The following is a 26,564-nucleotide window of genomic DNA, read 5'->3' as shown; positions in this document are numbered from 1 at the left end:
ATGCGTGGATTCGACATTGTAATAGTCGGGGGAGGAATTGTTGGCTTGACACAAGCCTTAGCTCTAAAACGCAGTGGGCTTTCTGTTGCTGTAATTGAAAGTCATGAAAGTCAAGGAATGCCAAGCGGTGACCCACAGTTACGCGTCAGTGCGCTAACGCTAGCGACAGAGAATATCCTGCGTAATTTAGGTGTATGGCAATGTTTAGATCCTAACAGGATATGCAGTTATGTTGATATGCAGGTTTGGGATCAAGACAGTTTTGGCAAAATAGAATTTTCATCAGAACAAGTGCAAAAACAACAATTGGGACACATAGTTGAGAATCAAGCTATTCGACATTGTTTATGGGTACAGGCACAAAACAGTGACTTTATTGAATTGTTAGCACCTAAAAAAATTCAGCAATTGGTTTTTGGGCAACAAGAATGTTTTATATCTTTAGATGACAATAGTCAGATTACCGCCAAATTAGTAATTGGGGCTGATGGTGCTAACTCTGTGGTAAAAAAACGCGCAAATTTATCCCAAACATTTTGGGACTATGATCAACACGCCATAGTCGCAACTGTGAAAACCGAGATGCCTCACAAAAACGTTGCCAGACAGATATTCACCAGCAGCGGCCCCCTTGCCTTTTTGCCTCTATGGGGGACTCAACACTGCTCAATTGTATGGTCTCAAGATGAACCTAAAGCGGCCGAGCTTCTGAAGTTGACTGATCACGAATTTAATAAAGCGGTAACTGCTGCATTCGATTGTTCTTTAGGTTTATGTGAGCTTGTGAGTGATAGGAAAAGTTATCCCCTTAAAATGCAATATGCACGCAAATGGGTGGACAATAGAGTCGCTATTATTGGTGATGCTGCGCATACTGTTCATCCATTAGCTGGGCAGGGGGCCAATTTGGGGATTTTAGATGCCGCGGCATTGGCTGAACAAATTATTAAGTTAGCATTACATAACAAAGATTATGGTTTAGCTAAAAACCTCCGGCCGTTCGAGCGTTGGCGTAAAACGGAGGCGATTAAAATGGTTGCGGCTATGGAAGGATTTAAGCGTCTATTTTCGGGCGATCAGCCACTGAAAAAATTACTCAGGGATACTGGATTAAGTTTGGCTAATCACTCATCCTTTACAAAACAGAAAATCATTCAACACGCAATGGGTCTTAAAGGCGAACTGCCCGATTTAGCTAAAATACATGTAGACTAAACTTTTGTACTTCAAAATCTCAATAACAGCGAATACTATTTAGAAGGAATATTCCGTGAAAAAACTCTTATTTGTTAGCGTTTTCACTCTAACACTTGTTGCTTGTGGCTCTCACCGAGCGCCACCCTATGAAAAAGATAAGCGTCCAGAGGACCGAACCGAATATAGTGGCATAGAAGGTTCTATTCAACAACAAAAAGACCAAGCCTATTTGGCAATCCAAGCCAATAAATTAAAATGCCAAGATGCGCGTTTAGATTTAGTTGATGCTGAGGCTGAGGGAGATATTAATATGATCCGTCAAGTGAAAGCTAGGGTGCAAAAACTGTGTGTTGGCGACAAATAGGACACTGCTTTGACCCCAGCAGTAAACAGCGCAAAGAAAGCTAAAATTCAATTCAAGCTGCATCAATACGCGCATGATAGTGGCCATGATTCCTATGGTTTGGAAGCGGCTGAAAAGCTAATGGTAGACGTTGACCGCGTTTTTAAGACTTTAGTGGTAAAGCTAGATGGCAAACAACTTGTGGTGGCGATTCTGCCGGTTGACTGTTTATTGAGTATGAAAAACCTGGCCAAGGCTTGTGGAGGACGAAAGGCTGAAATGGCCGATAAACTCGAAGTCCAGCGTAGCACAGGGTACGTATTAGGTGGTGTGAGTCCTCTTGGGCAAAAAAAAGCACTAAAGACTGTAATTGATGACTCAGCGCAACAAAATTCAACTATCTATGTGAGCGGCGGTCGTCGTGGGCTGGAGATTGAATTAAAGGCACAAGATTTACAAGTCCTTACTCGGGCAGCTTTTGCCCCTCTTAAACAGTAACCATGTTAGAACTATTCGGGTATTCTCTTAGCTACTCCACTTTGACGTTACTCTTTTTAGTTGCGTTTTTTGTGGGCATGGCCAAAACTGGCGTCCATGGTGTTTCGATGTTTGCTGTGCCGCTGTTGGCGATTATATTTGGCGGTAAAGCCTCGTCAGGTGTGATGTTACCTATGTTGATTATGGCTGACTTGTTCGCAGTTAAGTATTATCACAGACATGCTAATTGGCACTATTTAATCAAGTTGTTTCCTTCGGCTGCATTGGGGGTCTTTATTGGAACTTGGTTAGGTAATATCATTGACGACCAAATTTTTCGAACTGTGATGAGTGTCATTATTTTTGCTAGTTTGGCGATTATGTTGTGGATGGAAAAAGGCAACAAAGAGTCAATTCCCGATTACCTATGGTTCGCCTTATTGATGGGGTTATTAGGCGGTATTACAACCATGATTGGTAACCTTGCAGGATCAGTAATGGCATTGTATTTACTAAGTATGCGTTTACCTAAAAATGAGTATATTGGCACTGCTGCTTGGTTTTTCCTGGCTATTAACCTGTTCAAAGTGCCTTTCCACCTATTCAGCTGGCACAGTATCGATTTAAATTCATTTATGCTCAGTGTAGTGAGTCTGCCTTTTATCGCACTTGGGGCATGGAGTGGAATTCACATCGTTAAACGCATACAAGAAAAACACTATCGCTGGTTAGTGATTAGCATGACAGGAGCGGCTTCGATCTTGATGTTGTTTTAACAATATTAAGTTAGACAGAGCCGTATCTGGGCTTTAATATTTAGGTTAATTTGCTAACCATTTAATCAATACTAAAACTAACAAGTAATGTTACTGAAAAGAGAGTCTTATTAACTCTAATATTTACAATAAAGGAAAAGCATCCTTGGGAGGATTATGATGGTAAAGACTGAAAAAATTATTGTAAATGAAGAAGTTAAATTTAGCACCGATGAGGAACTGGTATCTGTGACAGATACACAAGGTGTAGTGCAATATGCAAACGCGAGCTTTTGTCGAGTAGCAGGTTTCGATTATGAAGAGCTGGTGGGGCAACATCATAATATTGTTAGACACCCCGATATGCCTAAGCAAGCGTTTGCGGATATGTGGGGTAAACTGCAATCAAAACAACCTTGGCGTGGCGCGGTGAAAAATCGTTGTAAAGATGGCCGTTACTATTGGGTCGATGCCTTTGTTACCCCGAAATTTGAGGATGGTGAACTTACTGGCTATCAATCCGTACGCACCGTTCTAAAACCTGAATATAGGGCCAGAGCAGAAAGTTTATATACCCAAATAAACAATGCTAAAAGTGCCGAAAAATCTTGGTTTACAGGCCGCATTAAGGACGGCCTATTTGTATTCCTAGGGCTGATTTTAGCTGCCTCGGCTCTTTACTATCCATTCTTAGCCTTCTCGATGATTATATTGCCTTTCTTGATATTCAAAGACGAACTTTTTGCGGTTCGATCATATATTCGTTCTCAAAATGAGGAGTACGATAGCGTGTCCCGTTTTGTGTTTTCCGGTAGTGGTAATAGCAGTATTATTGACTTTTCCAAAAAAATGCAAGAAGGCAAGATTAAAACGATCATCGGTCGAGTTATCGATAGTACCCAAGCGTTAACTCAAGGAGGGGAAATTCTTAAAGAAACCTCATATCAGGCCAAACGTGGAGTTGAACATCAAACCGACGAGTTACATCAAATTTCTGTTGCGATAGAAGAAATGGTGGCTACAAATGCTGAAGTTGCCAGCAATACAGCATTAACCTCAACAAAAGTTGATTCAGTTCACCAAGACTGCAAACTTGCCACCAATTCCATGACTACTACTATGGATAGAGTTTCAAATCTTGCGACCGAAGTCGCTCAGTCTGCAAGCACAGCAGGAGAGTTAGCTGAAGAAGCAAATAAAATTAGTAGCATCATGCAAGAAATACAGGGGATAGCAGATCAAACTAACCTTTTAGCGCTCAATGCCGCGATTGAAGCGGCTAGAGCTGGAGAATATGGAAGAGGTTTTGCGGTAGTAGCAGATGAAGTACGTACCCTTTCTAGCCGAACACATGCCGCAACTGAACATATTCAATCGTCTGTGGGAGATATTCAGACAACCTTACTCTCTTGGGCAAAATCTATGTCTAAAGGTAAAGAGTCAGCCGAAGAGTGTGTTGTCGATACAAAAAACACACAAGACATAGTGCATAAGGTTTATGAACAAGTCTCAGAAATTTCGGATTTAGCCAACCAGATATCCGTAGCATCAGAAGAACAAACTGCGGTCTCGCAGGAGATTAGCGCGAATATCGTCAATTTGAGTGACGCATCGACCAAAAACTTGCAACAAGCCGATATTGTTGCCCAAGAGTCAAGTAATATAGAGGTGAGAGCGAAAGCACTCAATGCCTTAGGTACTACTTTCGGTTAGTTCAGTCGGTGTGTCTATATAGTGACTGATCCAAAGCGCTCTTTTTTGGGTTACTGATGATTAATATAGTGCTGTAATGCCTGTCCCCATTTATTATATTGCGCAGCATTGAGATGTAATAAATCAGGCATCACAGACTCTAGTAAAACACCATCTTCGGTTAGAAATTGCTGGTTAATATCGAGCCAATGTATTTGTTGGTGTTCGGCAAACTTTTTAATCAAGACATTAGTTGCATCCACTCTTTGACGCATCGGTTTATTGGTATTTCTACTGCGAGGAAAAATGGCCATAAGTAAAATTTTACTTGATGGTAGTCGATACTGAAGTTCACTTAATATTGTAAATATTCCAGCCGATATGTGTTCAGGTGGATCCAGTCTATGTCCAGCGTTGTTGGTGCCAATTAACAACACTACCCATTGAGGTGAAAGGTTGCGTAATTCACCATTTTGAATACGCCAAAGTAAATGTTCAGTGCGATCTCCCGCAAATCCCAAATTGAACGCTCTAGGGTTCGCAAAGTGTTGTTGCCAATATTCTTGGCCCTCTACTTCCCATGAGTGGGTGATTGAATCTCCAATAAATAGAAGTTCAATAGGATTGTTGAGCTGCTGGATTTCGGCAAGCTTTTGCTGGTGGCGTTCAAGCCACCAGGTTTCATTACGTTTACTCGCAATGCTTGATAAAGGAGTAGACACTTTTATTTAGCTTGTTGAACTTTGATCCAATCGTTTATAACATCTTCAAGCACTTCCATGGGCAAAGAGCCTTGTCCAATTAGGGTGTCGTGAAAACTTCGAATATCAAATTTAGCGCCCAAGGTTTGTTGTGCCTTGGCCCGCAATTCGCGGATTTTAATTTCGCCCATCTTGTAAGACAGTGCCTGACCTGGCCATGAAATATAGCGGTCTATTTGGTTTTCAACGGCTTTTTGAGTCAGTGCCGTGTGTTGTGCCAAATAATCAATCGCTTTTTGGCGACTCCAACCAAAAGCATGAATACCGGTGTCGACCACCAATCGTACCGCCCTCCACATTTCATATCCTAAACGACCAAAGTCGCTATAAGGGTCTTGATAGAATCCCGCTTCTTTACCTAAACGTTCAGAGTATAAACCCCATCCTTCACCAAAAGCTGAATGACTTAAGGTTCGTCTAAAGTCTGGAACCTCTAACTCCATCGCGATAGCACTTTGTAAATGGTGTCCTGGAACGGCCTCGTGCAGACTGAGTGCTTCGAGGTTATATAGTGGCTGCTGTGAAGGTTCAGAGGTTAAAAAGTAGGTGCCTGGGGTGCGACTGTCAGGTGGCGGCATATAAAAGGCTCCTCTACTGGCTGAGCCTTTTATCGTGAAGGTATTACGCGGCAGATGACCAAATAGGCTAGGCAATTTTCCGTACATTTTCATGGTAATAAAAGCGGTTTTTTCGAGCACATCTTGTCTATCGGCAGCGTAGAACTGGGGATCAGTGGCTAAAAATTGTAAAAATTCAGCATAACTTCCTTCGAAACCTACTTGCTTTATGATTGCCTGCATTTCGCTGCGAATACGTTTGACTTCACTCAATCCTAAATCATGGATTTGTTTGGGGGTTGCATCGGTAGTGGTGTAATAATTCGCGGTATAAGCGTAATAATCGAGTCCTCCATTTACGCTTGAGATACCGGGTTCCTGACGACAGTTAGGCATGTATTGCTCAATAAAAAAATCGTAGAAATTTTGATAAGCAGGGACTACCGAAGATTGAATTAAGTTTGCGGCCTGAGCACTATAGTGTGTTTTTTGTTGTTGACTAAAAGTATTGGGAAAACGTGTGAATGGTTCATATAAGGCACTTTGTTTTGCATCGGCTACAATATGTTGTTTGATGGTTAGATGATAGTCTTTAAAACTTTCACAATGGTGCACGTAGCCAGCGTTTAACCCGGCTTTCATTAGATTGATATTTTCTTGATTAAAGCGTGGGTAGTCCGCCAGACTAACTAAAAAATTATCATAATCCTGGCTTGACAAGAACGCCATATTGGCAGGGGCTTCTGCAAAATAAGTGTGCCATCCGCTTAAAAAATTAACTGGAAAATATTTGTCTTGGAACAGATAACTTTGGGCTTCAGTTTCACGCTCATATTTAAATAAACGGTAGTTCATCAGCTGTTTTTCGTTTAAGGATTTCGAGTCAATATTGTCAAGTTTAGCTAATACTTGTCTATTGTATTCTGCTCGCCTTGCAATCGCCTTAGGAGTGAATTCGGCTAATTTTCCACTAGGTTTCCAGCCATCAGGGTCGGTACGAAAAAATACCTTTTCCTTTTGAGCATTTTGCCAGTGCTGCTCAATGATGTGGGTCAAGTCCTGATTCGAATCAGCAAAGGTGTACCAACTAAGGGTTGTGAATGTCACAATAGCTATGGCTTTTTTTAACATAGAGTTCTCTTGTTTTTATTCTAAGGGGTTTGTTGTTGAGGATATTAAATAGGAAGCGGCGCTAGTTTGCCAATAGGCGCAGTCAATGAATCGGGCGGTACGGTAAACCATTGCACCCCCTTTTGTGTCATATACACACAATCTTCTAAGCGCACTCCAAATTCACCGGGTAAGTATATGCCTGGCTCATTGGAAAAACACATGCCAGCTTGTAAAGTTTCAGTTTCACCATGCACAAAGTTTACAGGTTCATGGCCTTGCATCCCAATACCGTGGCCTGTTCTATGTGAAAGCCCTGGGAGTTGATAGTCCGGCCCTAATCCTTGTTTAGCATAATAAGCCCGAACAGCATCATCTACTGTACCGGCTGGTGTGCCTAATTTAGCTGCTTCGAACGCGATATTTTGCCCTTGTCTCACCGTATTCCATATTTTTTGTTGTTTTTTGTTTGGCTCTCCAAACACAAACGTACGACTAATATCCGATTGATACCCCTCGACGCTGCAGCCACAATCCATCAACAAAATTGAGCCTTCTCGAATGCTTTGTTGTTGCTTTGTGCCATGGGGGTAGGCGCTGGCTTCATTGAATAGCGCCATATTCCAAATACCTTTGCCGCCCAACGTAGCTTGAGTAGATGACATCAAATCCTTAACGTCAGATTGGCTCATTCCTAATTCAAGATTTGACCAAACATGTGCGTAGGCGGTAAGGGTGATTTCATTTGCCTTGTGCATTATTTGTAATTCGTGTGTGTTTTTAAACATACGGCAACCCAAAGTAATTGGTTCTGCACTGGTATCTCGCATATTGGGTAAAAGTGACATGATACCGCGCTGCACAAAGTAACGTACCGAATCTTCAAAGGCGATCATGTTGTTACCCAGGGCACCGGTATTGATTTTTCTGTCGTTGAGTATTTGTTTGACCCGTGCAAATGGACTTTCATGCTCTTGCCATACTCGTACATCTTCGCCCACGGTCAGACTTTCTCGAATGCTTGGCTCTTCAAAAAATGGGCAGACTATGGCTATTGGGCCTTCTTTTGGAATCACTACAGCCGTCAGTCGTTCACTACGCCACCATTGGATCCCAGTAAAATAATCCATGGCTGCTCCCGGCTCTAAAACCATAGCCGCGATATTGTGTTGTTGCATCAAGCGTTGCGCCTTAGCGATACGCGCTTTGCGCTCTGCTACTGAAATAGGCAGCACATCTTTTGTTAGGTCTTGTAAGGGAGATGCAGCGTCTGTAACGTCCATTTTTAGGTTTTTTGCAGCTGCGGTGCTACCAAAGGGTAATGCCACCAATGCAGCGCTACCGGCCAATAAGAATTGACGTTTATTAATTTCCATGTTCGAGCCTTTTACAAATTTGGTACATACCTTGAGAATACAGACTATTACAAAACATCGGTATTTTATAGGTGTTTGCTAATTGCGTGAATAGGGCATTTATTAGATTTGTAGCCTTCTCGTTACAGTATTCGCGACTGATAAAAAATCTATGTATATTAAGTATTACTTATAGTTACATAGGTGAGGTGTATTTAAAACCTTGCCAATTTTCGCCAACCATTGATCGAGCCATGTGCCAGTTTTGGGTTCGTTAATATTGGGTTTGTAATCTTTATTTTTCTGGATTTGTTTAGTCACTTCTTGCATTATTTGGGGCCTTCAATTTGTTTTACTGGAAATATTGTGACTTCTGTATGTGTTAAAAGCGAACAATCAAAATTGACATTTAATATAAGTATGACTAATGGATAGACGGTTAAGACATATCGCGTTGCTACGTTGTTTTGATGCTGCAGCTAGGCATCAAAGTTATAGTTTGGCAGCGCAAGAACTGTCCATTACCCAAGCCGCAGTGAGTCAACAGATTAGAAATCTTGAGGAGCATTTGAGCGTAAAACTCTTTGTTCGCGAAAACCGCGCAATGCGTTTAACTAAACAAGGAAAAATACTTGCTGTTGCTGTATCAAGGGCGTTCGAAGAGTTATCGCTAGGATTTGATCGTATTCAGATTGAACCTCTCGCAGGTGTGTTAACTGTAACGGCATCCCCTTCTTTTTGTTCTAGATGGTTGGTTCCTAGACTCTGGAAACTATCAGCGTTATATCCTGATATTCATGTGAGAGCGGTCGCATCAGCACAATATGAAGACGTACGACATTCAGATATAGATGTGGCTATTCGACAGGGTGAAATGCAAGATAAAAATGTTTATCAAGAAATACTAATTCAAGATCCTGTGTTTCCGGTTTGCTCACCAAAAGTCTATCAGGAGCAAATGCTAAGCCGTCCAGAAAGAATCAATCAATGTTGGCTAGTTGAGGCAATTGGCGCTGGAAGATGGGGGTTTAGTTGGAAAGACTGGTTTAATCTTGCTGGCGTACCATTGGATCCCAAAGGGAACAATTGGATGGAAGTGACCACGTGGGAAATGGGAATTAATGCGGTGCTAAGTGGACACGGGATTTTTTTAACTTCAGGTTGTATGGCGCAAGATTTAATCGAGTCTGGCGCTTTAATTAAACCTTTTGATATTCAAATAGAGCCAGGACTGAAGTTTAGTTTGTTGTATGACGAGGAGTCGCCACGAGTTGCAAGGATTAACGTGTTTACTGAATGGTTGAAAGCAGAGTTACAAACTTAAAAATACGCAAAAAAAAGCCTGATATAACATCAGGCTTAAAAGAGAACACACACAAAAACTATATACTCAGAGAGAGAGTTATTGTTTAAGTTCAATTTTTTTTAAATTATTTTTAAATTATTTTTTACTTAGACAAAAAATTTCACTCCGAGTGCTTTTTTGACCTGAAATTGTCATAAAAACCCTCTAGACAAGCACCAAAAACGTCGATAAATTAATCAATCTGGTTTTCCTATTTGTAAAACCGTTTTAGCAATAACCAATATGAACTTTTCTTTTATTTATTTACTTTAAAAGTCTGCTTGTTATTTAAAAGAATGGAATTTAACTATACGAAATGGAGAACAATATGAATATCCGCATTTTATCTACTTTGCTACCCTTCGTTTACCTTATGTTTGCCTGTGGCAGTGGAAGTTCATCTGACAAAAATCAGGTCGATGCTCCAACCAATAATGTTGAGACGGCCGAGGGCGTATTCATAGATAGTCCTGTTGAAGGCTTAAGTTATGTTTCAGGCAGTGTTGAAGGTGTCACCGATGTAAATGGCACTTTCACTTACGAAGTGGGGGCTGAGATAACATTTAGCGTTGGCGGGATTGTTATTGGTAGTGCAACAGGCTCAGCAATGTTGTCTCCACTTTCTCTCGTCGAGAGTGCTGAGGATGAAACTGACCCGACCGTTGTCAATATAGCCGCTTTTTTACAAACACTTGATGATGACGCAGACCCAGAGAATGGGATTACCATCACTGCCGCGCAACAAACAGAAGCAACTGGCTTAACCTTAGACTTCCAACAAAGTACATTTGATTTCGAATTCGATGGTGAAGTGCAAAATGTAGTGAGCGTTTTAACATCGATTACCTTAGCTGGTGCCCGTGCATTAACTTCCGCTGATGAAGCATTAGTCCACCTGCGGGCCAGTTTGGGAATCGTAGTGGAAGACCCCGTCGATGAAGAAGAAGGCAATGGTGGAGAAGGAAACGAAGGTGAAGGTAGTGAGGGCGAGGGTAATGAAGGTGAAAATTACGGTACAATAACGATGTCTGGAGAGGATACTGAAGCTTATGGTACGTCTCTGGAGGTGGAATCTGCGGTGTATGGAAGGGATGATCTTACGGGGTTGGAAAGTTCTGTGGTTTTAACAGGGCGAGGAATCACAATTAACAGTCGAGATGAGCTGGAACCTTTTGAGGTTGAAGATCAGAGTGAAGGTTTTGTGATCGTTATAGGTGATACCACACTGTTTGGGCACGTTATATCAATGACTGTTGTGCATTCTAGCGGTGAGTATGACTATGTTTGTGATGATACTTGTAGTGTTGAAATAATCATGGAAAATCAAACCGTTGTCTTTACTGACGCAGTGGCTATTAACACTGATAACGATACCTCATTAACCATGAACGGCTCGGTTACTTGGAAATTTGAGGATGAAGTAGATAATTCCGATTTGTAATTTAACAGCTAAAGTTGATTGGAAGTTTAGGTTAGGACTAAGGTTTAATATTACTGCTCGGTGATACACCTATTATTAATCTGAATTTCCATTGTTAGTGAAATAGCGAGTTATTTCGATTTTTCTTTATCAGAGTCGAGGGTAACAAGAATGATCCTATTAGTGCTACTTTGATGGATCAATAAGTTGCCCTCGTGAGTTGAACGCATGTGCCTGATTATTCCGGCATGGACATTGCCTGAGGGAATTGACCAACTCTGAAACTTTTCTGTTTGGGGATCAAAACGTACTAGGGTATCTGGGCGCATGCCTGACTCGTTGTACCATACAACCCCATCTATGACTGCAATGGCATAGGGATGTGATTTTGATCCACTAGGAGACGGCCATTCTTTTACTTCTCCGGTATTAGGGGTAAACCTTCCTAAACGCCCTTGGGAAGAATTAACAAACCAAAGTTGTCCATCCTTAGCAAAATCGAGGCGCCGAATCTTAGATTTTGGATCAGGAAGTTTGTGCTCTGTTAGTTGCAATGTTTGTGGGTTAACTTCGATTAGGCAGTTGCTCCCGTTGCATGCAATCCATGGATTTCCCTTAGCGTCGATTTTGATTCCATAAGGTCGGGAATTGGGTGTCGGCATAGTGACTAGTTTAATATCACCGCTAGCGGGTATTAATCTGCCTAACATATTGCTGTGCTGTAAGGTGAACCACATAGTCCCGTGTTTATCGAATATTGCAGTGTGGAGATCTTTAGCGTTTGGGTCCGGCATTCTGAAAATTGTAATTGCTTCGGTGTCTGGATTGAGCTTGCCTACTGTGGCATTTTTATTGCCTGTAAACCAAACATTTCCACTTTGATCGAGAGTGACTGAGTGGGGCATTGAACCCACTGGTAATGAGTATTCTCGTGTTTTCCCCGTTTTAGGATTGATTTTTCCTATTAAGTTTCCCCACTGTCCTGCCCACCATATAGTGCCATCTGATGCTTGAATTGGATCCCGAGAACGCTGGCCTAACGTAGGTACCACCCACTCTTTGAAATCTAAAGACAAACTTCCTGTGCGAAGCGTTGGTTGACGATTTTCATTGGGTGGGTAATGAGTAGCGAGATAAGACGTTAATAGCTCTCTTTCAGGATGGTTAGATAAATCCGTCATCGTACTTATCAATTCTTGCCATTGGGCAACTGTATAGCCAGAACTATCCGTAATCTTATTGAGTTGGTGACACAAGGTACATTGTTGCTGCAGCAATTGTTTACCACGAGTGTCAAATTTTGCTTGTGCAATTATGCTGCTGTGCAGCAAGAGTAAATTTAACAATGGGAAAACTTTGGTCATTAAACTCATTAATTTTTCTCGCTTCTCGCAATCATTACTAAGACCTATGGCAATACAAATGCTGATGTAAACAATAAATAAAAACTTCTCGCTTAACCCTCACTCAATTATAGGCACTTCTTGGATATTGTCTTAAGACGTTTTTTTTAATGCATTAATGATATCGTCTGGCTCCGAACGTGTTCGATAATCTACATCAACATAGCGCCATGTAACTATTCCCTCAGGATTAATAATAAAAGTGGCAGGTATTGGCAGAATGCGACTATTGCCGTTATTAATTGTCTCAAGATCTAATTGCCGGTCTACTCGCATATGTTCAAGGAGCACTTCCGGAACATTCCAAGATACGCCAAATAGTGAAGCCACTTGTGCATCTTGGTCAGATAACACCGTAAAATCCATTTGGTGAATTTCACTTTTTGTCATTGAACCATCTGGCAATTCTGGACTTATCGCCATTAATTTCGCTCCGAGAGCATGAATCTCGACTAATCGAGCTTGCAAAGCTCTGAGTTGCAAATTGCAGTAAGGACACCAGCTACCGCGATAAAAGGTGACAATGACAGGTCCTTGCTTAAGAGTATCCTTTAAGGAATATAAGTTTCCCAAAGGGTCGGGCAGTTCAAAATTTGGTGCCAATTGACCTAGGTCAATTGCGTTTGCGCCTTGTTGAAAGTTTCGCGCTTGACTAATAGCGTCATCAACATTTTTCATAAATTTGGGGTTGGCTTGTCGACCCTGTTCAACCTTGGCGATAGTTTGTTCTCGTAAACTTTTCATATTATTTCCTCGAAGTATTTGAAAGTGGTACATAATTTAAAAACTATAGGTGCAAAACGCCTACTTAAGTTGATTTGAATGACAGGACTGTTGCGCAATACGGAATGTTCAATTTAGAATGAAAGATACTTGAAGAGTCATGTCGGCAGCTAAGTTTATAGCAAATTGCAAGTTAGATTTGCCTATGTAAAAGTTGTTAGTTATAGTTTCTACACAGCTCAGTAAATCTACACAAAGATTAAGGGAATTGAATGAAAAATTACGTTAAGAGTTTTCTAGCCGCAGCCGCTGTGTCGTTGGTTGCTTGTAGTAACATCAATAATTATGACCATTTCGTTAATACTTTCATTGCAGACGAAGAACTGTCTCCTATGGAGAGCATAGATTCACTTAAAGCGGTTGATCTGTTTGTATTGAATGATCAACATATAGCGCTTATTGCACAAAACAGTAAATCCTATTTACTGACCACTGCAGATAGTTGCCAAAACATGTATTTTGCTAAAAAGCTGGTTCTTTTAAACTCCGATGAAGGTGTAGTTAAAGCCAATGAGAGCAAGATTGCAAGGTTGGGTGATAAATATACCGAATGCACTATTACCGGTTTGTACAAGTTGCATTCTGTGCAATTGGATTCACTGAATAGTGCTTATATATCCAGCTTTAGAAATCCACAGGGCGCTGTAAATGGGTCTTCTAGTTACCCTAGAGGCATATAACGACTGTGAGTCGTACGGTAAAAACAATACTTAGCAGCCTAACTTTTATAGAGGGCTGCTTCTTCGCTAATAAACGAACGACGGCAGCAATAACAATAAGCTATTTAGTCAGTAGCCATTAGATACTCAATAAGCCTGCACTCCAAACTTCAATAATAACCTTGGTAATACAGCATCCAAGTTTTGTATATCTGATTCGTTTAACTGAATTAGTCTAAGCTCATATTTTCGATAGATGGCTAACTTGTTTGCTTTTCGAGCTAAATACTTGGGGTCGTTGCTGCCATTCCAAAATTCGATATACAGCTTGGCAGTGGGAATATAAAAATCACAATAAACGTTTTCTTCGATGGGTAGATGGCGCTTGTAGGCGTGGACTATCTCAGCCATGTATAACCAATTATCAATTAGTGCTTCCGACCTGGAGTCGACAAAGTGGCCGTCGGTGGCTCTGTGTTTAGGTTCAATGGCCTCGCTAACGATGTTGGAGGTGTTGTCTTTTGATATAAACGGGCTGGACGAGCCGGCAATGTCTTTTATTGAATTGAGCAATGCCCTGGATTGAGTGATTGTTTCTGGCCATTTTACATAGGGCACACCAGAGCGGCTATCTTCACATTGAACTGCTCCTTGTTTAAGTCCCTGCTCAGTCGCTACCCAGCCCTTCAAGCTTTTATTAACCCAGCCTAGCTCTGAAAAGAGGTAATTGAGTTTAATTGCAGAGATAGCAAAATCGTGGCTAATCTTTGTTGAGCTAAGCAGCTTAATCGGGACGTCAGGACTTTGATGAAGAGGTAACTGACTTACATTGAAATCACCAGGCCATTCAATGTAGCCTCCCAATCTAACTGAGGTTTTAATCCGCCCCCCAGCGAGTTTCCCCTTAGCGGTCAACGTCCATTTATCAGCGTCTCGCTCGATGTAATTGACTTCTTTCAATTTGGCGAAAAGTACCTTGGCTTCTAATCCAAGGCGCTTGGCAGTGGCTGTGGTAGAAAAATATTTGATGATAAAGCCCCCAAGAAGTAGAAAAGTAGTGTATACGAATTAACTAAAAAGAGACGAAAAAAAACCGGCGAAAGCCGGTTTCTTATAAATATAGTCGTGAGCTTAGTTTACACAAAGTAAAGACTGATAAATTACACTCTAAACTGTTGAACTGAGTTTTGTAACTCTTCAGCTAATTTAGCAACTTCGTGACTTGATTCAGACGTTTGATTAGCGCCTACCGTTGTTTCTTCAGCAATATTAACAATGTTCTCAAGTTTTTCACTTATTTCCTGCGACACAATGTTTTGTTCACGTGCTGACTGCTCTATTTGACTGCTTACGTCATGGGCTTTATGCACAGCATCGGTAATTAATTCAAGTGCAATTGTTGCGTTTTCAGCCTGGGTAACGCAAACAGTAGTTTGTTCTTTACCTTGATTCATCACGGCTACGGCTTTTTCTGCCCCAGCTTGCAACACTTCAATCATTGAGTTGATTTCTTGAGTTGACTGTTGTGTGCGACTGGCTAATGTCCTGACTTCATCGGCTACTACAGCAAAACCTCGACCATGTTCTCCGGCTCGCGCCGCTTCGATTGCTGCGTTTAGCGCTAGTAGGTTTGTCTGGTCAGCAACACCTCTTATGACTTCTAGTATTCCACCTATGCTAGCACTGTCTTGATGTAGCTTGTTAATGACCATTGCGGCTTCGTCTACATCTTTCGCCAAGATTAGGATGGTATTTTTGTTTTCGTCAGAAATCGCTTTGACCTTTTCTGCTTCAGTATCAGCATGTTTAATTTGGTTAAGTGTGTCTTCTGCACTCTTAGTGACTAATTGTGAGGTACTGTGCATCTCAGTTGTTGCGGCTGCAACTTGAGCGACCTGTGATTTTTGATTTTGGATTGACTGAGTCGTTTGCGCAGTAACTGTAGAGGTTTGTTCTGCTGCCGCTGCTAATTGAGCTGCTCGTGAACTGATCCCTGATATCAGAGTTTTCAAACTATCGATTAAATTATTACAGTTCTTGGCTAATTCACCAAATTCGTCTTGCGCGGAATCATCTAGTTTACGAGTTAAATCCCCCGTAGAGACAACATGCAGCATTTCATTTACTTTATGTAGCGGTTTAATAATGGCTAGTACTGTTCTATAGGCAATTCCAGCGGCTATTAGTACAGAGATTAAGCCAATAACTATTGTAACTGTTTTACCTGTAGTAACAGAATTCGCTACATCTTCTTTAGCAAATTTGGCTTTAGAGTCAGCTAACTTCAACAAATCATCTAACTTTTGAATGGCGCTACTAATATTTTCTTCTGAAGCAGTATAAGCAGTTATGGCACGTTGACGACTGTTTAAACGTTTAATTTGCGATTGAATTAAGCCGTTAGGTGAAGAAATCGAATCAGTAACTTCTTCAATTAATTCATATAATTCGCTTAACGTACCACTGTTGTCTCTATCTCCAGCCGTTGTTTGAATTTGATTAGCCTTGTCCTTAATTTGGTCAACAACCAAATTAACTTCATTCCCGATCGTGTCGGCTCTGACCAAGGTTTGTGTTTTAACGTATTCTGCCCCTACGGTTAGAAGGGAAGTAAGACTAGACTCAAGACCATTAGCAATTTCTGCAGCATTACTTAATTGGCGATTATTCTGCACTTCGTCCAAATCTGCGAAGTCCACAATTAAAGTCGAACCATCATCGGCGTTATCTTCAATATTGCTCAGTACGTCCAATACGTTATTGCCGTGTTCTAAATCCGCTTTTTTGTTGTCGAAAATGGCATTTATATTTTCAATGTACAAACGATAGATGTTTTCTGTTTCAATTAAAGATTCTCGCAAATCTTTTTCTTCACTCACCACACTGGTAAGGATACGCAATTCATTGTCAAAATTGGCTTGGCTATCTTCAAAAGCGGTTTTTTTAGCTGCCAAAGTACTAAGCGTTGTTTCATTATAGGCTTCAGTAGCGAGACGCCCCATATTTAGAAATGACACTTTTAATTGGCTACTACCACTTACTGTTGGCAAGGCTAAAATATTAACCTCTTCAGTGGCACTATCTATACTTGATAAACTGGATACCGCTACCACTCCCAATACAACTAATAGGAGCGTAATTATCGTAAATCCGCCGACGACTCGAGTAGCTACTGTTATTTTCATTGAATTGCCCTAAATCAAGTTGGCAGTGTCCATACTGGCTTTATGTGTTTGTAATATGGGTGCTTGATGCAACCTATTCTTATTCAGGTAAGACTATACCCGACTGAGTATTAATTTATAGTGTTAGTACTATCTTTCATAGACTTTAGTCTAATATCAAGTATCGACTGGATTGAATTTATCTTGATATTGTACCGAAAATAATTCTTTACTTGATAGCTTTAACATAGTCATGTTTTGGCCCCACACGTAACCCGTATCCAAACCCATAAACTCTTTACGGCGAGTATTACCATTTAGAGCGGCCCAATGCCCAAAGACTACTTTTTGGTTAACTTTCAGCTTTTTATTGGTAACGTTAAACCAAGGGATAAATTCCGCAGGCGCAGATTCAGGCGACATTTTGCAATTTAAATCAAGCTCGTCGCTATTTTTAATAAAGCGCATTCGTGTCATTGCGTTGACTATAAACCGCAAGCGTTCTGCTCCCTGCAAAGACTTTTGCCACACTGCTGGCTGATTACCGTACATGTTCGCTACAAAGGTTTTCCAATTTTTACTTTGTAACTGTTCACTTACTTCATTGCTGAGACTAAGTGCCTTTTTTACAGACCATTTAGGATACAGTCCTGCATGGCTTACCAAAGTACTTGAGTCAGCCAACAGTGCCAATGGTTTACGTCTTAACCAATCTATATGGGTCTTTAATTGGGGGCTGGCAAGCAATGTATCTAGGTTATCATTGGGTTTGGCTTTGCGAATTCCGGCATAAATGGCCAATAAATGTAAATCATGGTTGCCTAAAACTGTATCAAAACTATCTTCTAGTGCATAAAGGTAGTTTAACGTTTCAAGAGGATGTGGTCCGCGACCCACCAAATCCCCTACGGCAATAAGGCAGTCATTTGCTGGAGAAAACTTAACCTGTTTTAGCAGTCTATTCAGGCCTTCAAAACAACCTTGAATATCGCCAACAATATAAGTGGCCATAATGCTAGTTGACTGCGTTGGGGACAGCTAAGCTAAATACATTGATCGCAGCTTGGAAGCGATCACCATCTTCTCGTTGCATTTCATAATAACCTTGCATTGTACCAACCGGAGTATCCAATACTGCGCCACTGGTATATTGAAACGAATCACCTGTTGCAATATGAGGTTGTTTTCCAACTACTCCTTCACCTTGCACCTCAGTTTTTTCACCGTTTCCATCGGTTATTAGCCAATAACGGTTGATAAGTTGAACCGGCTGTAAGCCATTGTTAAAAATAGTGATTTTGTATGCGAAAACATATTTATCTTTGTCAGGTATTTGATTTTCTAGATACTGAGTTTCAACACTAATATCAATTTCATTCACTTGTTTCATTTTTTTGTGACACTGCCATACACTTAGCGTAGCTATGCTAAAGAGTCTACCGCATTGGCAATTTTTGCATACTGCTCCAGCGATAAATTTTCAGCACGTAATTCAGGGTTAATATCTAGATCGATAAGTTGTTGCTCGCTAAGACTCTCTTTTAAGCTGTTGCGAATCGTTTTGCGTCTTTGGTTAAAGGCCTGGGCGCAAACTTTATGCAAGGTCTCTTCATTTTGTAAAGAGACAGGTTTCTCTTGATGGGGAATGAGTCTAACCACTGCCGAGTCTACTTTAGGCGGAGGATTAAAGGCTCCTGGGGGGACCTGAATTACAGGGATTATCTGGCAATGGTACTGCGCCATAACTGAGAGACGACCATAGTTTTTATTACCTGGAGTGGCAGCTAAACGATTAACCACTTCCTTTTGAAGCATAAAATGCATGTCTTGCACTTTATTGGCAAAGGAGAAAAGGTGAAACATTAACGGTGTTGAAATGTTGTAAGGAAGGTTCCCGAAAATTCGCAAAGGTTGGCCATCTGTTAATAATTGAGAAAAATCGTATTTCAATGCATCCGCTTCAATAATGGTCAACTTGTTTGCAATAAACGGATGGGTTTTTAATCTGGCGGCCAAATCTCTATCAAGTTCAATAACGGTAAGCGCATCGATTAGTTCACAAACAGGCTCGGTTAGCGCACCTAGACCGGGCCCAATTTCTACCATGTGTTGATCTTTTTGCGGGGCTATTGCCGTGACTATTTGGTCTATCACGTAGTTATCATGTAAAAAATTTTGACCAAATCGTTTTCTGGCCGTATGGCCTAAATGTTGTTTACTCATTCTGTTTGCGCTGCTATTGAGATGGCTTTTTCGATGGCTAGATTAAAACTACCAGCATCTGCTTGACCCGTTCCAGCCAAATCTAAGGCCGTTCCATGGTCGACAGATGTGCGGATAAAGGGCAGCCCTAAGGTAATGTTAACTGATGCCCCAAAACCTTTGTATTTAAGGACGGGGAGACCTTGATCATGATACATAGCTAACACCGCGTCAGCTTCTTCTAGGTATTTAGGATTAAAGATTGTATCAGCAGGAAGAGGTCCGGTGATGTTTAACCCTTCTGCACGCAGGGCATCTAAAGCCGGTGTGATGACCAAAATTTCCTCATTACCCAAGTGCCCATTTTCACCAGCATGGGGATTTAAACCACACACAAATATATGAGGGTTCTTAATTCCAAATTTTAACGACAGATCGGTATTAACAATATGCAGCACTTTATGTAATCGATCGAAGGTAATCGCTTTAGATACATACGCTAGGGGAATGTGAGTGGTGGCTAACACTACTCTTAATCCCTCGGTAGCTAACATCATAACTACGTCGTTGGTATTCGACTCATGAGCGAAAAACTCGGTATGGCCACTAAAAGAAATCCCCGCATCATTAATTATGCCTTTGTGAACAGGACCGGTTACTACCGCATCAAATTCACCATCTAGGTTTTTCTTACAGGCTTGGCGTAGCGTTTCCACTACGTAATGGCCATTTTCGCTATTTAACTCACCGCTTTGCACCTCAACTTGGGTTTTGATATCAACTAAAAAAAGTTGCCCGGCAGGTAGCGTATGCTCAGCCGCGGTATCATAGGGTACTAACGTTATGTCTAAGTTAAGTTGCTTAGCGCGTTGCCTGAGCATTTCGCCATCAGCAAAAGCTACCAACTGCGCAGGCCATTCTTTTTGAGCTATGCCCAACAGCAAATCCGGACCAATACCTGCTGGTTCGCCAGGAGTAATAGCTAATTTTAGTGGTTTCAATTATTCGCCTTGTTGCGGTAAAACTTCAATATAGGCACTGGCACGTATTTCACGTAACCAAATATCAGATTCTTCTGCAAATTTACGTTGAAAAAGTAACTGATAGGCTTTGTCTTGTTTACGTTGTTCTGTGATATCACCTACGCGTTTGCCGAGCAATTGCATTATATGCCAACCATATTGGGTTTTAACTGGTTGACTGATTTCATCAATCTCTAAATTTTCCAACGCATTGCGAAAATCAACGACATACTTACTAGGTTCCGACCAGCCTAATTCTCCACCTTTTAACGCAGAACCGGGATCGGCTGAATGTTCTTTGGCAAGTTCAGCAAAGTCCGCTTCACCTGCTAACACTTGCTCGCGAAATTCCGAAAGCATTTTTTTGGCTTTTTCGTCGCTTAATATAATGGAAGGAGCAATCAGTATATGTCGAGCGTTAATTTCTTCGACTTCAACTTTTTCAATACCTCGTAGATCCTTGATTTTGAGAATATGAAAACCTGCGCCACTTCTAATGGGACCTATAAGGTCATCTTTAGACTTATCTTGTATAGCTTCAGCAAATAACGTAGGCATAGAGTTAATATTCATCCACCCTAAATCCCCCCCTTCTAAAGCGCGGGCTCCACCTGAAGAAGCGGTGGCAATTTTAGAAAAATCTGAGCCTTTGTTAAGTAGTTCGAGTACTTTGTCAGCTCTAATTTTAGATTGTTCTATGTCAGCGTCAGTTGGGTCTACCGGAAACTCGATTAGAATGTGTCCTAAGTTGTATTCAGCTTGTTGGTCACCTTGCTCGTCTATCAATTTGACTAAGTTATCGATTTCTTGCTGGGTAATGTAAACACGGCGACGTACATTAGCGCGGCGTACTTCGCCGAGAATGAGTTCTTTACGTACCTCTTCTCGGTACGTGTCGTATGTCACTCCTTCTTGAGCAATTTTTTCACGAAACTGGGCAATACTCATTTTTTCGCCGTTTGCGATATTGGCGATGGTTTGCTCAAGCTGCGGATCACTGATTTGAATGCCCATTCGTTCAGCCATCTGCATTTGCAAGTTATCTAATATGAGCTTTTCAATTGCTTGGGTACGCAATACTCGATCTGCCGGTAAAGTTTGGTTATTTTCAGCGGCGTTACGTTTTACCACGGTAACTAATTCTGCGATTTGACTCTCTAGCACTACACCTTGATCAACGATCACCGATACGCTGTCTAAAAGTTCTGGTGCGGCTTCTGTTCTCAATGATAAGAAAGAGCTAATTAAAAGGGCGACTACAAATAATTTCATGGTTATCTTTACTTTTTTAGTTAAAGGCGTTGTTTGATGACGCGCATTGGGTATGTCAAAAGGTTAGCTACAATTAGTTAGTTTAAACCCTAATTAGTTCAATAGGTAAGGGCGTCTATATCCAAACAAGCCCTCTCGCAATAAATTTCGAGTGGTGAAGTATACATTAAAGCCCGATTCAAATTCATTGGTACTTTGTGCTCCATTGTCGTCAAAACGATTACTTAAGTTACGCTGTGCCACAAAACTTACGGTCCAACAACATGATTCATATTGCAGTCCAGCATAACTTTCTACTGTTCTACTGAGTTTTATATCATGATACCAGCGCCCAACCCATTGCCAATTTTTCGTCAGTGGCCAACTTGCAGTTATACCCACTTGGTTTATTTCTTCTGATGACAAGTCTCTCACGTAGCGATGGTTTATTTGCATTATCTTATTTTGGGCAAGTTGATACTCCAAGGACAAACTACTGCGTTCCACTTTATCAGTGATAGTTGAGACCTGGGCTTGGGTATGCACATACCATTTACTGCCTATTTGCCAATCTAGTTCCGCTGCTAGCGCAGATTTATCGTCTTCTTTGGACGCATCATCCACTTGGTTATCTCTCAGGTAGAAAATTTGTCCTAAGCTGAGTTTGAAGCGCTCTTGATTATTATTATTATCAACAAACCGTGATGTTATACCCACTGTAATTTGGTTGTTGTCACTAATACGGTCAAGTCCCGTAAATTCTTGGCCTCTGAATAAGCCTGCCGAGTCTTTAAATAATCGAGTGGTGTCATACAGGCCAATATTATTTTGATTTTCGAAGCTGGTATACAAATATTGCACTTTAGGCTCAAAGGTTTGGGTTGCCGCAGATCCAAACCAACTAGCAGGTCTTTCAAACGCCAATGACCCATATACTTTGACTTGACCTAATGTTCGAGAAATATTTTTATCGAGATTGGTGTTCTCAATGTTTTCTTGGATATACCGAGTATGCATAGCCGTAGCCTCAGCAAGAAACTCACTCCATTGGTTTTTATAGGGGTAGCGCAGAGTAGGAGCAATATGGAAACGTGTTGCAGTTGGATAATCAATGTCGCGATTCTCAAAATAGGCTAATTCTGAGTTAATTTGAAACTCGGCTCCTAACCCTACCGGAGTTAAATAGTTGAGCCTGATTTCAGGCAACGCTCTGTAACTGTCTGCATGGTCTCCCAATACTTCGAAGTCTCTAAATTGCGCAGTCACATCTAAGCTTTGAGAAAAATAACTGATTCCTAGGGTTTTATACAAGTGAGTATCTGCTCGATTGTAATAATCAGAGCCTAAATCAACGATGTAATTATCGTCACTCAAACCATTGATATCAGCAGTGACGCGCCAGTTTTTACCTATTTGACCACTGTGAACAAAACGATAGAAGTATCGTTCTGTGTCATCACTTAGTTCCAGATCATCTACTAAATATTCAATATTTGCCTGCCCAGCATGTTTTTCAGATAAATATCTAAACTCAGTTTTCAACTGCACGCCACGATCTGACATTAATCTTGGGCTAAACGTTAGGTCATAGTTGGGGGCCATATTCCAGTATATAGGCTGTTCAAGGCTAATTCCGGTAGAACTATTACTGGCAATGCTGGGATATAAAATACCAGATTGTCGTTCGTCATTAATTGGGAAAGAAAAATACGGTAAATACAATACAGGCACATCTCTGATATAAAACCGAGCGTGCTTAATGATTCCTCTCGATTGGTTAGGCGCGATTTCTATATTACTTGCTTGAATTCGCCATACTTCATCGTCTACAGGACACGTAGTAAAACTGGACTCAATAAGATTAATACCGTTTTTTTGCCCAAGGGCTATTTTTTGTGCCTTGCCATGGCCTTGTACGTTATTGAGCTGATACAAAGAATCTTCAATGAGTAACTCATTCGATATTCTATTTAACTGCACGTTTTCACTGGATACAGTTATATTACTGTCTTGAAAACTCACATTGCCTGTTGCTTTTAATGTTTGAGTTTGGCGATTGAGTAACGCCTCATCAGCTTTGATTTTTACTTGAGAACTGTCTATTTCAACTTTGCCTTTAAATTGCGCAAAGGTATCTTGATTGATCTCACTATCTTCAGACTTAACTCGAATTTGCCCATCAAGTAAAGAATTTTCAAGGTTAGGTCCCGGTAATGGTGTAAAACAGACTTCTTGAGCGTCAGCGAGCCCAATCGACATCAAGAGCAGACTGAAAAACCATAATTGTTTGTTTTGTATACTAGACAAGTACAAAGTGACCTAAAGTTGGATTTAAAACAGCGAGTAAACTCGTAATTTTAAAGGTTTCAATGGGATTTACCAGTAAACTTGCAAAAAAAGCGATATTTCGCCATTCTTGACCCTCAGATTAGTAAACAACAGTAGCCGATTTTGTGCAACGATAAGAGAAACCATTGAAAACAGCGCTATCTTTCAAGCAACTCCGTAAACAGCAATTACACACTTGGATTAACCACAACACAGATTTTGAGTGTGAAACTTTAGACATAGTGTCTGGTGATGCCGGTTTTCGTCGATACTATCGATTTGCTTACGGTGATAGGTCAATCATTGCAGTAGATGCCCCCCCTAAAAGCGAAGATACCAGTCAATATATTGCTGTTGGGCAAAGTTATCGGGAAAAAGGTCTTAAGGTACCAGAGATATACGCCTATGATCTTGAACAGGGGTTTTACTTACAGCAGGATTTCGGCAATAAGCTGTTTAGTGAAATGTTATCAGAGGATTCTTGCGACGAGCTCTATCTTAAAGCTTTAGCCAATATTCCTGTCATCCAACATTGTTTATCCACAGAAAAAGGGCCATTACCATTTCATGATGAGGCATTTGTAGATAGAGAATTAGGACTTTTTAACGATTGGTTATTAGACCAATATTTGCAGTTGACACTGACATCCGCTGAAGAAAAAATGTTGTCGATGGTTTTTGAACAAGTCAAAGAATCTTGCTTGATGCAACCTAAGGTAGGTATGCATCGAGATTACCATTCGCGAAACTTAATGTTGTTAGAAAATGATGAAATTGGAGTGATTGATTTCCAAGATGCAGTAGTGGGTCCTATCACGTACGATGCGGTTTCACTGCTAAGAGATAGCTATCAGGATTGGCCAAAAGAAAAAGTACAACAATGGTTAAAAAATTGGCATCGGCAATACTACCCTCAATATCCGTGGGACGAATTTAAAATATGGTTTGATTGTGCGGGCATGCAAAGGCAAATTAAAATTGCTGGGATTTTTGCCCGTTTATGTTTACGGGATAATAAACCCAGTTTTTTGGCTGATATTCCGCACACCTTGAATTATTTAATTGACGTAGCAAGCCAATACCCTGCCTATGTGGAGTTTTCTGTTTTTGTTCGAGAAAGAGTATTACCAAAGGTGTTGCATAACCTAAAGTTAAAGAAATATGAAGCGTAAAACGGCGATGATTTTAGCGGCGGGAAGAGGAGAACGAATGCGCCCTTTAACTGATACTGTGCCGAAACCTCTCTTGAAAGTCCTGGGTAAGCCGTTAATTGAATATCACCTTGAAGCACTTAAAAAAGCAGAATATCAACGAGTTGTTATCAATCATGCTTGGTTAGGTGAGCAGATAGAAACTGTTTTGGGTAAAGGTGAACGTTTTGGATTAGAAATACTCTATTCTGCCGAGACTCAAGCATTGGAGACCGCGGGTGGAATTTACAAAGCCTTACCACTGCTTTGTCCTGATGACGAAAATGAATTTTTCACAGTGGTTAACGGCGATATTTTTACTGATTTTGACTTTACTACCTTGCCTACACAACTAATAGACAAAGTGGAGGCTCATTTGGTGATGGTCGATAATCCTAGCCACAATCCACAAGGTGATTTTTGTTTTTCTGACGGCAAGTTACATGTAAATCGTGGTCGAAAACTAACGTGTAGTGGAATCGCAGTTTATTCAAAACACTTTTTTGTAAACTGCACCTCAAGGGTGAATCGCTTAGCTCCTATGTGGCGTGAAGCCGCAAATAAAGAAACGATAGGGGCGCAGTATTTTAGCGGGCAATGGACCGATGTAGGCACGCCCGAACGTTTAAATGAATTAAATAAAACAGACAGTTAGCGGAAACAAATGATAGGCAAGATATTAGGTACCATATTCGGATTTATGTTTGGGCGTATTCCAGGCGCAGTATTAGGTTTTTTTGTTGGGCATATGTTCGACAAAGGTTACAGCAAAAACTTTAATCAAAGCGGCGGTTTCAACCGTTTTTTTGCCAACCAAGATGATTTCAAAAGCCAGGCTATTTTTTTCCATTGTCTGTTTTCAGTTATGGGGCATGTTGCTAAAGCCGATGGCAAGGTGAGTGATATTGAAATAAAAATGGCGAGTGCCCTGATGGATCAGATGAATCTTGATGGTGATATGCGCAAAGAGGCACAACAAGCCTTTAGAGATGGCAAAGCCGCTGATTTCGCGTTAAAGCAAACGGTACAAGAATTCAAAGAGTCCTGCCATGGTCGCCGTGACATCATGCAGGTGTATCTAGAAATATTAATTCAAGCAGCTTATGTGGATGGCAAATTAGATCAAGCCGAACAATCTATTTTAGAAACCGTATCGAAGTATTTAGGCTTTAGCCAACATGATCTGCTCTACTTAATGTCGGCATTTGAAGCGGAAATGCGTTTTCGTCAAGGCGGGGCAGGACAACGAGGAGGCGCAGGCCGTGCAAAAAGTTATTCCGCACAACAATCTCTAGATGACGCTTACAAAATTCTTGGTGTAACAACATCCGATGATGATAAAAGTATTAAGCGCGCCTATCGTAAGTTGATGAGTGAACATCACCCCGACAAATTGGTGTCGAAAGGTTTACCTAAGCAAGCGCTGGAGATGGCAAAAAATAAAACACAAGATATTCAATCGGCCTATGAATTAATAAAGGAAAAACGCGGTTTTAAATAGCAGTAGACTCGATTAAGTTAGTCTTCAGTTTTTGTTCATGCTTTTCATT

Annotated in this window: 25 protein-coding genes; 11 read left to right on the top strand and 14 right to left on the bottom strand. The window is 40.9% G+C overall.

Going from position 1 to position 26,564, the window contains the following annotated elements; genetic code table 11:
• The 5 genes from ABJK37_RS01845 (at position 1) to ABJK37_RS01825 (ending at position 4,485) form a co-directional block, all read left to right on the top strand.
• Positions 1-1,215 (top strand): FAD-dependent oxidoreductase, encoded by a 1,215-nt coding sequence (locus ABJK37_RS01845; RefSeq protein ID WP_348349523.1) that lies wholly within the window; start codon positions 1-3, stop codon positions 1,213-1,215.
• A 55-nt stretch (positions 1,216-1,270) separates the two neighbouring features.
• Positions 1,271-1,561 (top strand): hypothetical protein, encoded by a 291-nt coding sequence (locus ABJK37_RS01840; RefSeq protein WP_348349521.1) that lies wholly within the window; start codon positions 1,271-1,273, stop codon positions 1,559-1,561.
• Between the two features lie 9 nt (positions 1,562-1,570).
• Entirely contained in the window at positions 1,571-2,038 is a 468-nt protein-coding gene (ybaK, locus tag ABJK37_RS01835) for a Cys-tRNA(Pro) deacylase (RefSeq protein ID WP_348349519.1), read from the top strand.
• A gap of 2 nt (positions 2,039-2,040) precedes the next feature.
• Entirely contained in the window at positions 2,041-2,793 is a 753-nt protein-coding gene (locus ABJK37_RS01830) for a sulfite exporter TauE/SafE family protein (RefSeq protein ID WP_348349517.1), read from the top strand.
• Between the two features lie 159 nt (positions 2,794-2,952).
• Entirely contained in the window at positions 2,953-4,485 is a 1,533-nt protein-coding gene (locus ABJK37_RS01825; RefSeq protein ID WP_348349948.1) for a methyl-accepting chemotaxis protein, read from the top strand.
• A 50-nt stretch (positions 4,486-4,535) separates the two neighbouring features.
• Here ABJK37_RS01825 and ABJK37_RS01820 read toward each other — a convergent pair whose 3' ends face one another.
• From ABJK37_RS01820 to ABJK37_RS01805, 4 genes are all read right to left on the bottom strand, one after another.
• On the bottom strand, positions 4,536-5,186 hold the full coding sequence (locus ABJK37_RS01820) for a GDSL-type esterase/lipase family protein (RefSeq protein WP_348349515.1): 651 nt from the start codon (positions 5,184-5,186) through the stop codon (positions 4,536-4,538).
• 2 nt (positions 5,187-5,188) lie between these two features.
• On the bottom strand, positions 5,189-6,913 hold the full coding sequence (locus tag ABJK37_RS01815; RefSeq protein ID WP_348349513.1) for a DUF885 domain-containing protein: 1,725 nt from the start codon (positions 6,911-6,913) through the stop codon (positions 5,189-5,191).
• Positions 6,914-6,957: 44 nt separating this feature from the next.
• Entirely contained in the window at positions 6,958-8,268 is a 1,311-nt protein-coding gene (locus tag ABJK37_RS01810) for a Xaa-Pro peptidase family protein (protein WP_348349511.1), read from the bottom strand.
• A gap of 165 nt (positions 8,269-8,433) precedes the next feature.
• A complete protein-coding gene (locus ABJK37_RS01805) occupies positions 8,434-8,577 on the bottom strand; it encodes a hypothetical protein (protein ID WP_348349509.1) in 144 nt (47 codons plus the stop codon).
• Positions 8,578-8,674: 97 nt separating this feature from the next.
• Here ABJK37_RS01805 and ABJK37_RS01800 point away from each other — a divergent pair, with 97 nt between their 5' ends.
• Both ABJK37_RS01800 and ABJK37_RS01795 read left to right on the top strand, forming a co-directional pair.
• Positions 8,675-9,571, top strand: coding sequence for a LysR substrate-binding domain-containing protein (locus tag ABJK37_RS01800; protein ID WP_348349507.1), 897 nt, complete (start codon positions 8,675-8,677; stop codon positions 9,569-9,571).
• Positions 9,572-9,920: 349 nt separating this feature from the next.
• Positions 9,921-11,033, top strand: coding sequence for a hypothetical protein (locus ABJK37_RS01795; RefSeq protein ID WP_348349505.1), 1,113 nt, complete (start codon positions 9,921-9,923; stop codon positions 11,031-11,033).
• Positions 11,034-11,143: 110 nt separating this feature from the next.
• Here ABJK37_RS01795 and ABJK37_RS01790 read toward each other — a convergent pair whose 3' ends face one another.
• On the bottom strand, positions 11,144-12,385 hold the full coding sequence (locus tag ABJK37_RS01790) for a cytochrome C (RefSeq protein WP_348349503.1): 1,242 nt from the start codon (positions 12,383-12,385) through the stop codon (positions 11,144-11,146).
• 123 nt (positions 12,386-12,508) lie between these two features.
• Entirely contained in the window at positions 12,509-13,159 is a 651-nt protein-coding gene (locus tag ABJK37_RS01785) for a peroxiredoxin-like family protein (RefSeq protein WP_348349501.1), read from the bottom strand.
• A gap of 251 nt (positions 13,160-13,410) precedes the next feature.
• On the opposite strand from ABJK37_RS01785, the gene ABJK37_RS01780 reads away from it, so the two are divergent.
• Positions 13,411-13,878: a DUF6491 family protein gene (locus tag ABJK37_RS01780; RefSeq protein ID WP_348349499.1), complete on the top strand. Its 468-nt coding sequence runs from the start codon at positions 13,411-13,413 to the stop codon at positions 13,876-13,878.
• 126 nt (positions 13,879-14,004) lie between these two features.
• On the opposite strand, the gene ABJK37_RS01775 is transcribed toward ABJK37_RS01780, so the two are convergent.
• The 8 genes from ABJK37_RS01775 to lptD form a co-directional block, all read right to left on the bottom strand.
• Positions 14,005-14,817: a glycerol kinase gene (locus tag ABJK37_RS01775; protein WP_348349497.1), complete on the bottom strand. Its 813-nt coding sequence runs from the start codon at positions 14,815-14,817 to the stop codon at positions 14,005-14,007.
• Between the two features lie 200 nt (positions 14,818-15,017).
• A complete protein-coding gene (locus ABJK37_RS01770) occupies positions 15,018-17,042 on the bottom strand; it encodes a methyl-accepting chemotaxis protein (protein WP_348349495.1) in 2,025 nt (674 codons plus the stop codon).
• A 156-nt stretch (positions 17,043-17,198) separates the two neighbouring features.
• The gene (locus ABJK37_RS01765; RefSeq protein WP_348349493.1) at positions 17,199-18,032 is read right to left on the bottom strand and encodes a symmetrical bis(5'-nucleosyl)-tetraphosphatase; all 834 of its coding nucleotides are present in this window, start codon (positions 18,030-18,032) and stop codon (positions 17,199-17,201) included.
• Between the two features lie 4 nt (positions 18,033-18,036).
• A complete protein-coding gene (gene apaG, locus ABJK37_RS01760) occupies positions 18,037-18,411 on the bottom strand; it encodes a Co2+/Mg2+ efflux protein ApaG (RefSeq protein WP_348349491.1) in 375 nt (124 codons plus the stop codon).
• A gap of 32 nt (positions 18,412-18,443) precedes the next feature.
• Positions 18,444-19,244: a 16S rRNA (adenine(1518)-N(6)/adenine(1519)-N(6))-dimethyltransferase RsmA gene (gene rsmA / locus ABJK37_RS01755; RefSeq protein WP_348349489.1), complete on the bottom strand. Its 801-nt coding sequence runs from the start codon at positions 19,242-19,244 to the stop codon at positions 18,444-18,446.
• Entirely contained in the window at positions 19,241-20,224 is a 984-nt protein-coding gene (gene pdxA / locus ABJK37_RS01750; RefSeq protein ID WP_348349487.1) for a 4-hydroxythreonine-4-phosphate dehydrogenase PdxA, read from the bottom strand. The genes rsmA and pdxA overlap by 4 nt, the downstream gene beginning before the upstream one ends.
• Positions 20,225-21,517, bottom strand: a complete 1,293-nt coding sequence (gene surA / locus ABJK37_RS01745) for a peptidylprolyl isomerase SurA (protein WP_348349485.1) — start codon at positions 21,515-21,517, stop codon at positions 20,225-20,227.
• A gap of 93 nt (positions 21,518-21,610) precedes the next feature.
• Positions 21,611-23,803, bottom strand: a complete 2,193-nt coding sequence (gene lptD / locus ABJK37_RS01740; RefSeq protein ID WP_348349483.1) for an LPS assembly protein LptD — start codon at positions 23,801-23,803, stop codon at positions 21,611-21,613.
• A 167-nt stretch (positions 23,804-23,970) separates the two neighbouring features.
• Here lptD and ABJK37_RS01735 point away from each other — a divergent pair, with 167 nt between their 5' ends.
• From ABJK37_RS01735 to djlA, 3 genes are read left to right on the top strand one after another with little or no spacing between them, the layout of a single operon-like run.
• Entirely contained in the window at positions 23,971-24,996 is a 1,026-nt protein-coding gene (locus ABJK37_RS01735; RefSeq protein ID WP_348349481.1) for a phosphotransferase, read from the top strand.
• Positions 24,986-25,669, top strand: coding sequence for an N-acetylmuramate alpha-1-phosphate uridylyltransferase MurU (gene murU, locus ABJK37_RS01730; protein ID WP_348349479.1), 684 nt, complete (start codon positions 24,986-24,988; stop codon positions 25,667-25,669). Before ABJK37_RS01735 ends, murU begins: the two co-directional genes overlap by 11 nt.
• Before the next feature lie 9 nt (positions 25,670-25,678).
• On the top strand, positions 25,679-26,515 hold the full coding sequence (djlA, locus tag ABJK37_RS01725) for a co-chaperone DjlA (RefSeq protein WP_348349477.1): 837 nt from the start codon (positions 25,679-25,681) through the stop codon (positions 26,513-26,515).
• The last annotated feature ends 49 nt before the right edge of the window (positions 26,516-26,564 follow it).

The organism is Paraglaciecola sp. (assembly GCF_039964565.1).
Classification (GTDB): Bacteria; Pseudomonadota; Gammaproteobacteria; order Enterobacterales; family Alteromonadaceae; genus Paraglaciecola.
Note: the sequence above shows the minus strand (reverse complement) of the source record. Positions and strands in the feature narration are given on the sequence as shown.

Bases quoted from the DNA above. Each gene is read 5' to 3' on its own strand.
- ABJK37_RS01845 (WP_348349523.1), top strand. From the start codon at position 1: ATGCGTGGATTCGACATTGTAATAGTCGGGGGAGGAATTGTTGGCTTG.
- ABJK37_RS01830 (WP_348349517.1), top strand. From the start codon at position 2,041: ATGTTAGAACTATTCGGGTATTCTCTTAGCTACTCCACTTTGACGTTA.
- ABJK37_RS01825 (WP_348349948.1), top strand. From the start codon at position 2,953: ATGGTAAAGACTGAAAAAATTATTGTAAATGAAGAAGTTAAATTTAGC.
- ABJK37_RS01815 (WP_348349513.1), bottom strand. From the start codon at position 6,913: ATGTTAAAAAAAGCCATAGCTATTGTGACATTCACAACCCTTAGTTGG.
- ABJK37_RS01810 (WP_348349511.1), bottom strand. From the start codon at position 8,268: ATGGAAATTAATAAACGTCAATTCTTATTGGCCGGTAGCGCTGCATTG.
- ABJK37_RS01805 (WP_348349509.1), bottom strand. From the start codon at position 8,577: ATGCAAGAAGTGACTAAACAAATCCAGAAAAATAAAGATTACAAACCC.
- ABJK37_RS01800 (WP_348349507.1), top strand. From the start codon at position 8,675: ATGGATAGACGGTTAAGACATATCGCGTTGCTACGTTGTTTTGATGCT.
- ABJK37_RS01795 (WP_348349505.1), top strand. From the start codon at position 9,921: ATGAATATCCGCATTTTATCTACTTTGCTACCCTTCGTTTACCTTATG.
- ABJK37_RS01790 (WP_348349503.1), bottom strand. From the start codon at position 12,385: ATGAGTTTAATGACCAAAGTTTTCCCATTGTTAAATTTACTCTTGCTG.
- ABJK37_RS01785 (WP_348349501.1), bottom strand. From the start codon at position 13,159: ATGAAAAGTTTACGAGAACAAACTATCGCCAAGGTTGAACAGGGTCGA.
- ABJK37_RS01780 (WP_348349499.1), top strand. From the start codon at position 13,411: ATGAAAAATTACGTTAAGAGTTTTCTAGCCGCAGCCGCTGTGTCGTTG.
- ABJK37_RS01770 (WP_348349495.1), bottom strand. From the start codon at position 17,042: ATGAAAATAACAGTAGCTACTCGAGTCGTCGGCGGATTTACGATAATT.
- ABJK37_RS01765 (WP_348349493.1), bottom strand. From the start codon at position 18,032: ATGGCCACTTATATTGTTGGCGATATTCAAGGTTGTTTTGAAGGCCTG.
- apaG (WP_348349491.1), bottom strand. From the start codon at position 18,411: ATGAAACAAGTGAATGAAATTGATATTAGTGTTGAAACTCAGTATCTA.
- rsmA (WP_348349489.1), bottom strand. From the start codon at position 19,244: ATGAGTAAACAACATTTAGGCCATACGGCCAGAAAACGATTTGGTCAA.
- surA (WP_348349485.1), bottom strand. From the start codon at position 21,517: ATGAAATTATTTGTAGTCGCCCTTTTAATTAGCTCTTTCTTATCATTG.
- murU (WP_348349479.1), top strand. From the start codon at position 24,986: ATGAAGCGTAAAACGGCGATGATTTTAGCGGCGGGAAGAGGAGAACGA.
- djlA (WP_348349477.1), top strand. From the start codon at position 25,679: ATGATAGGCAAGATATTAGGTACCATATTCGGATTTATGTTTGGGCGT.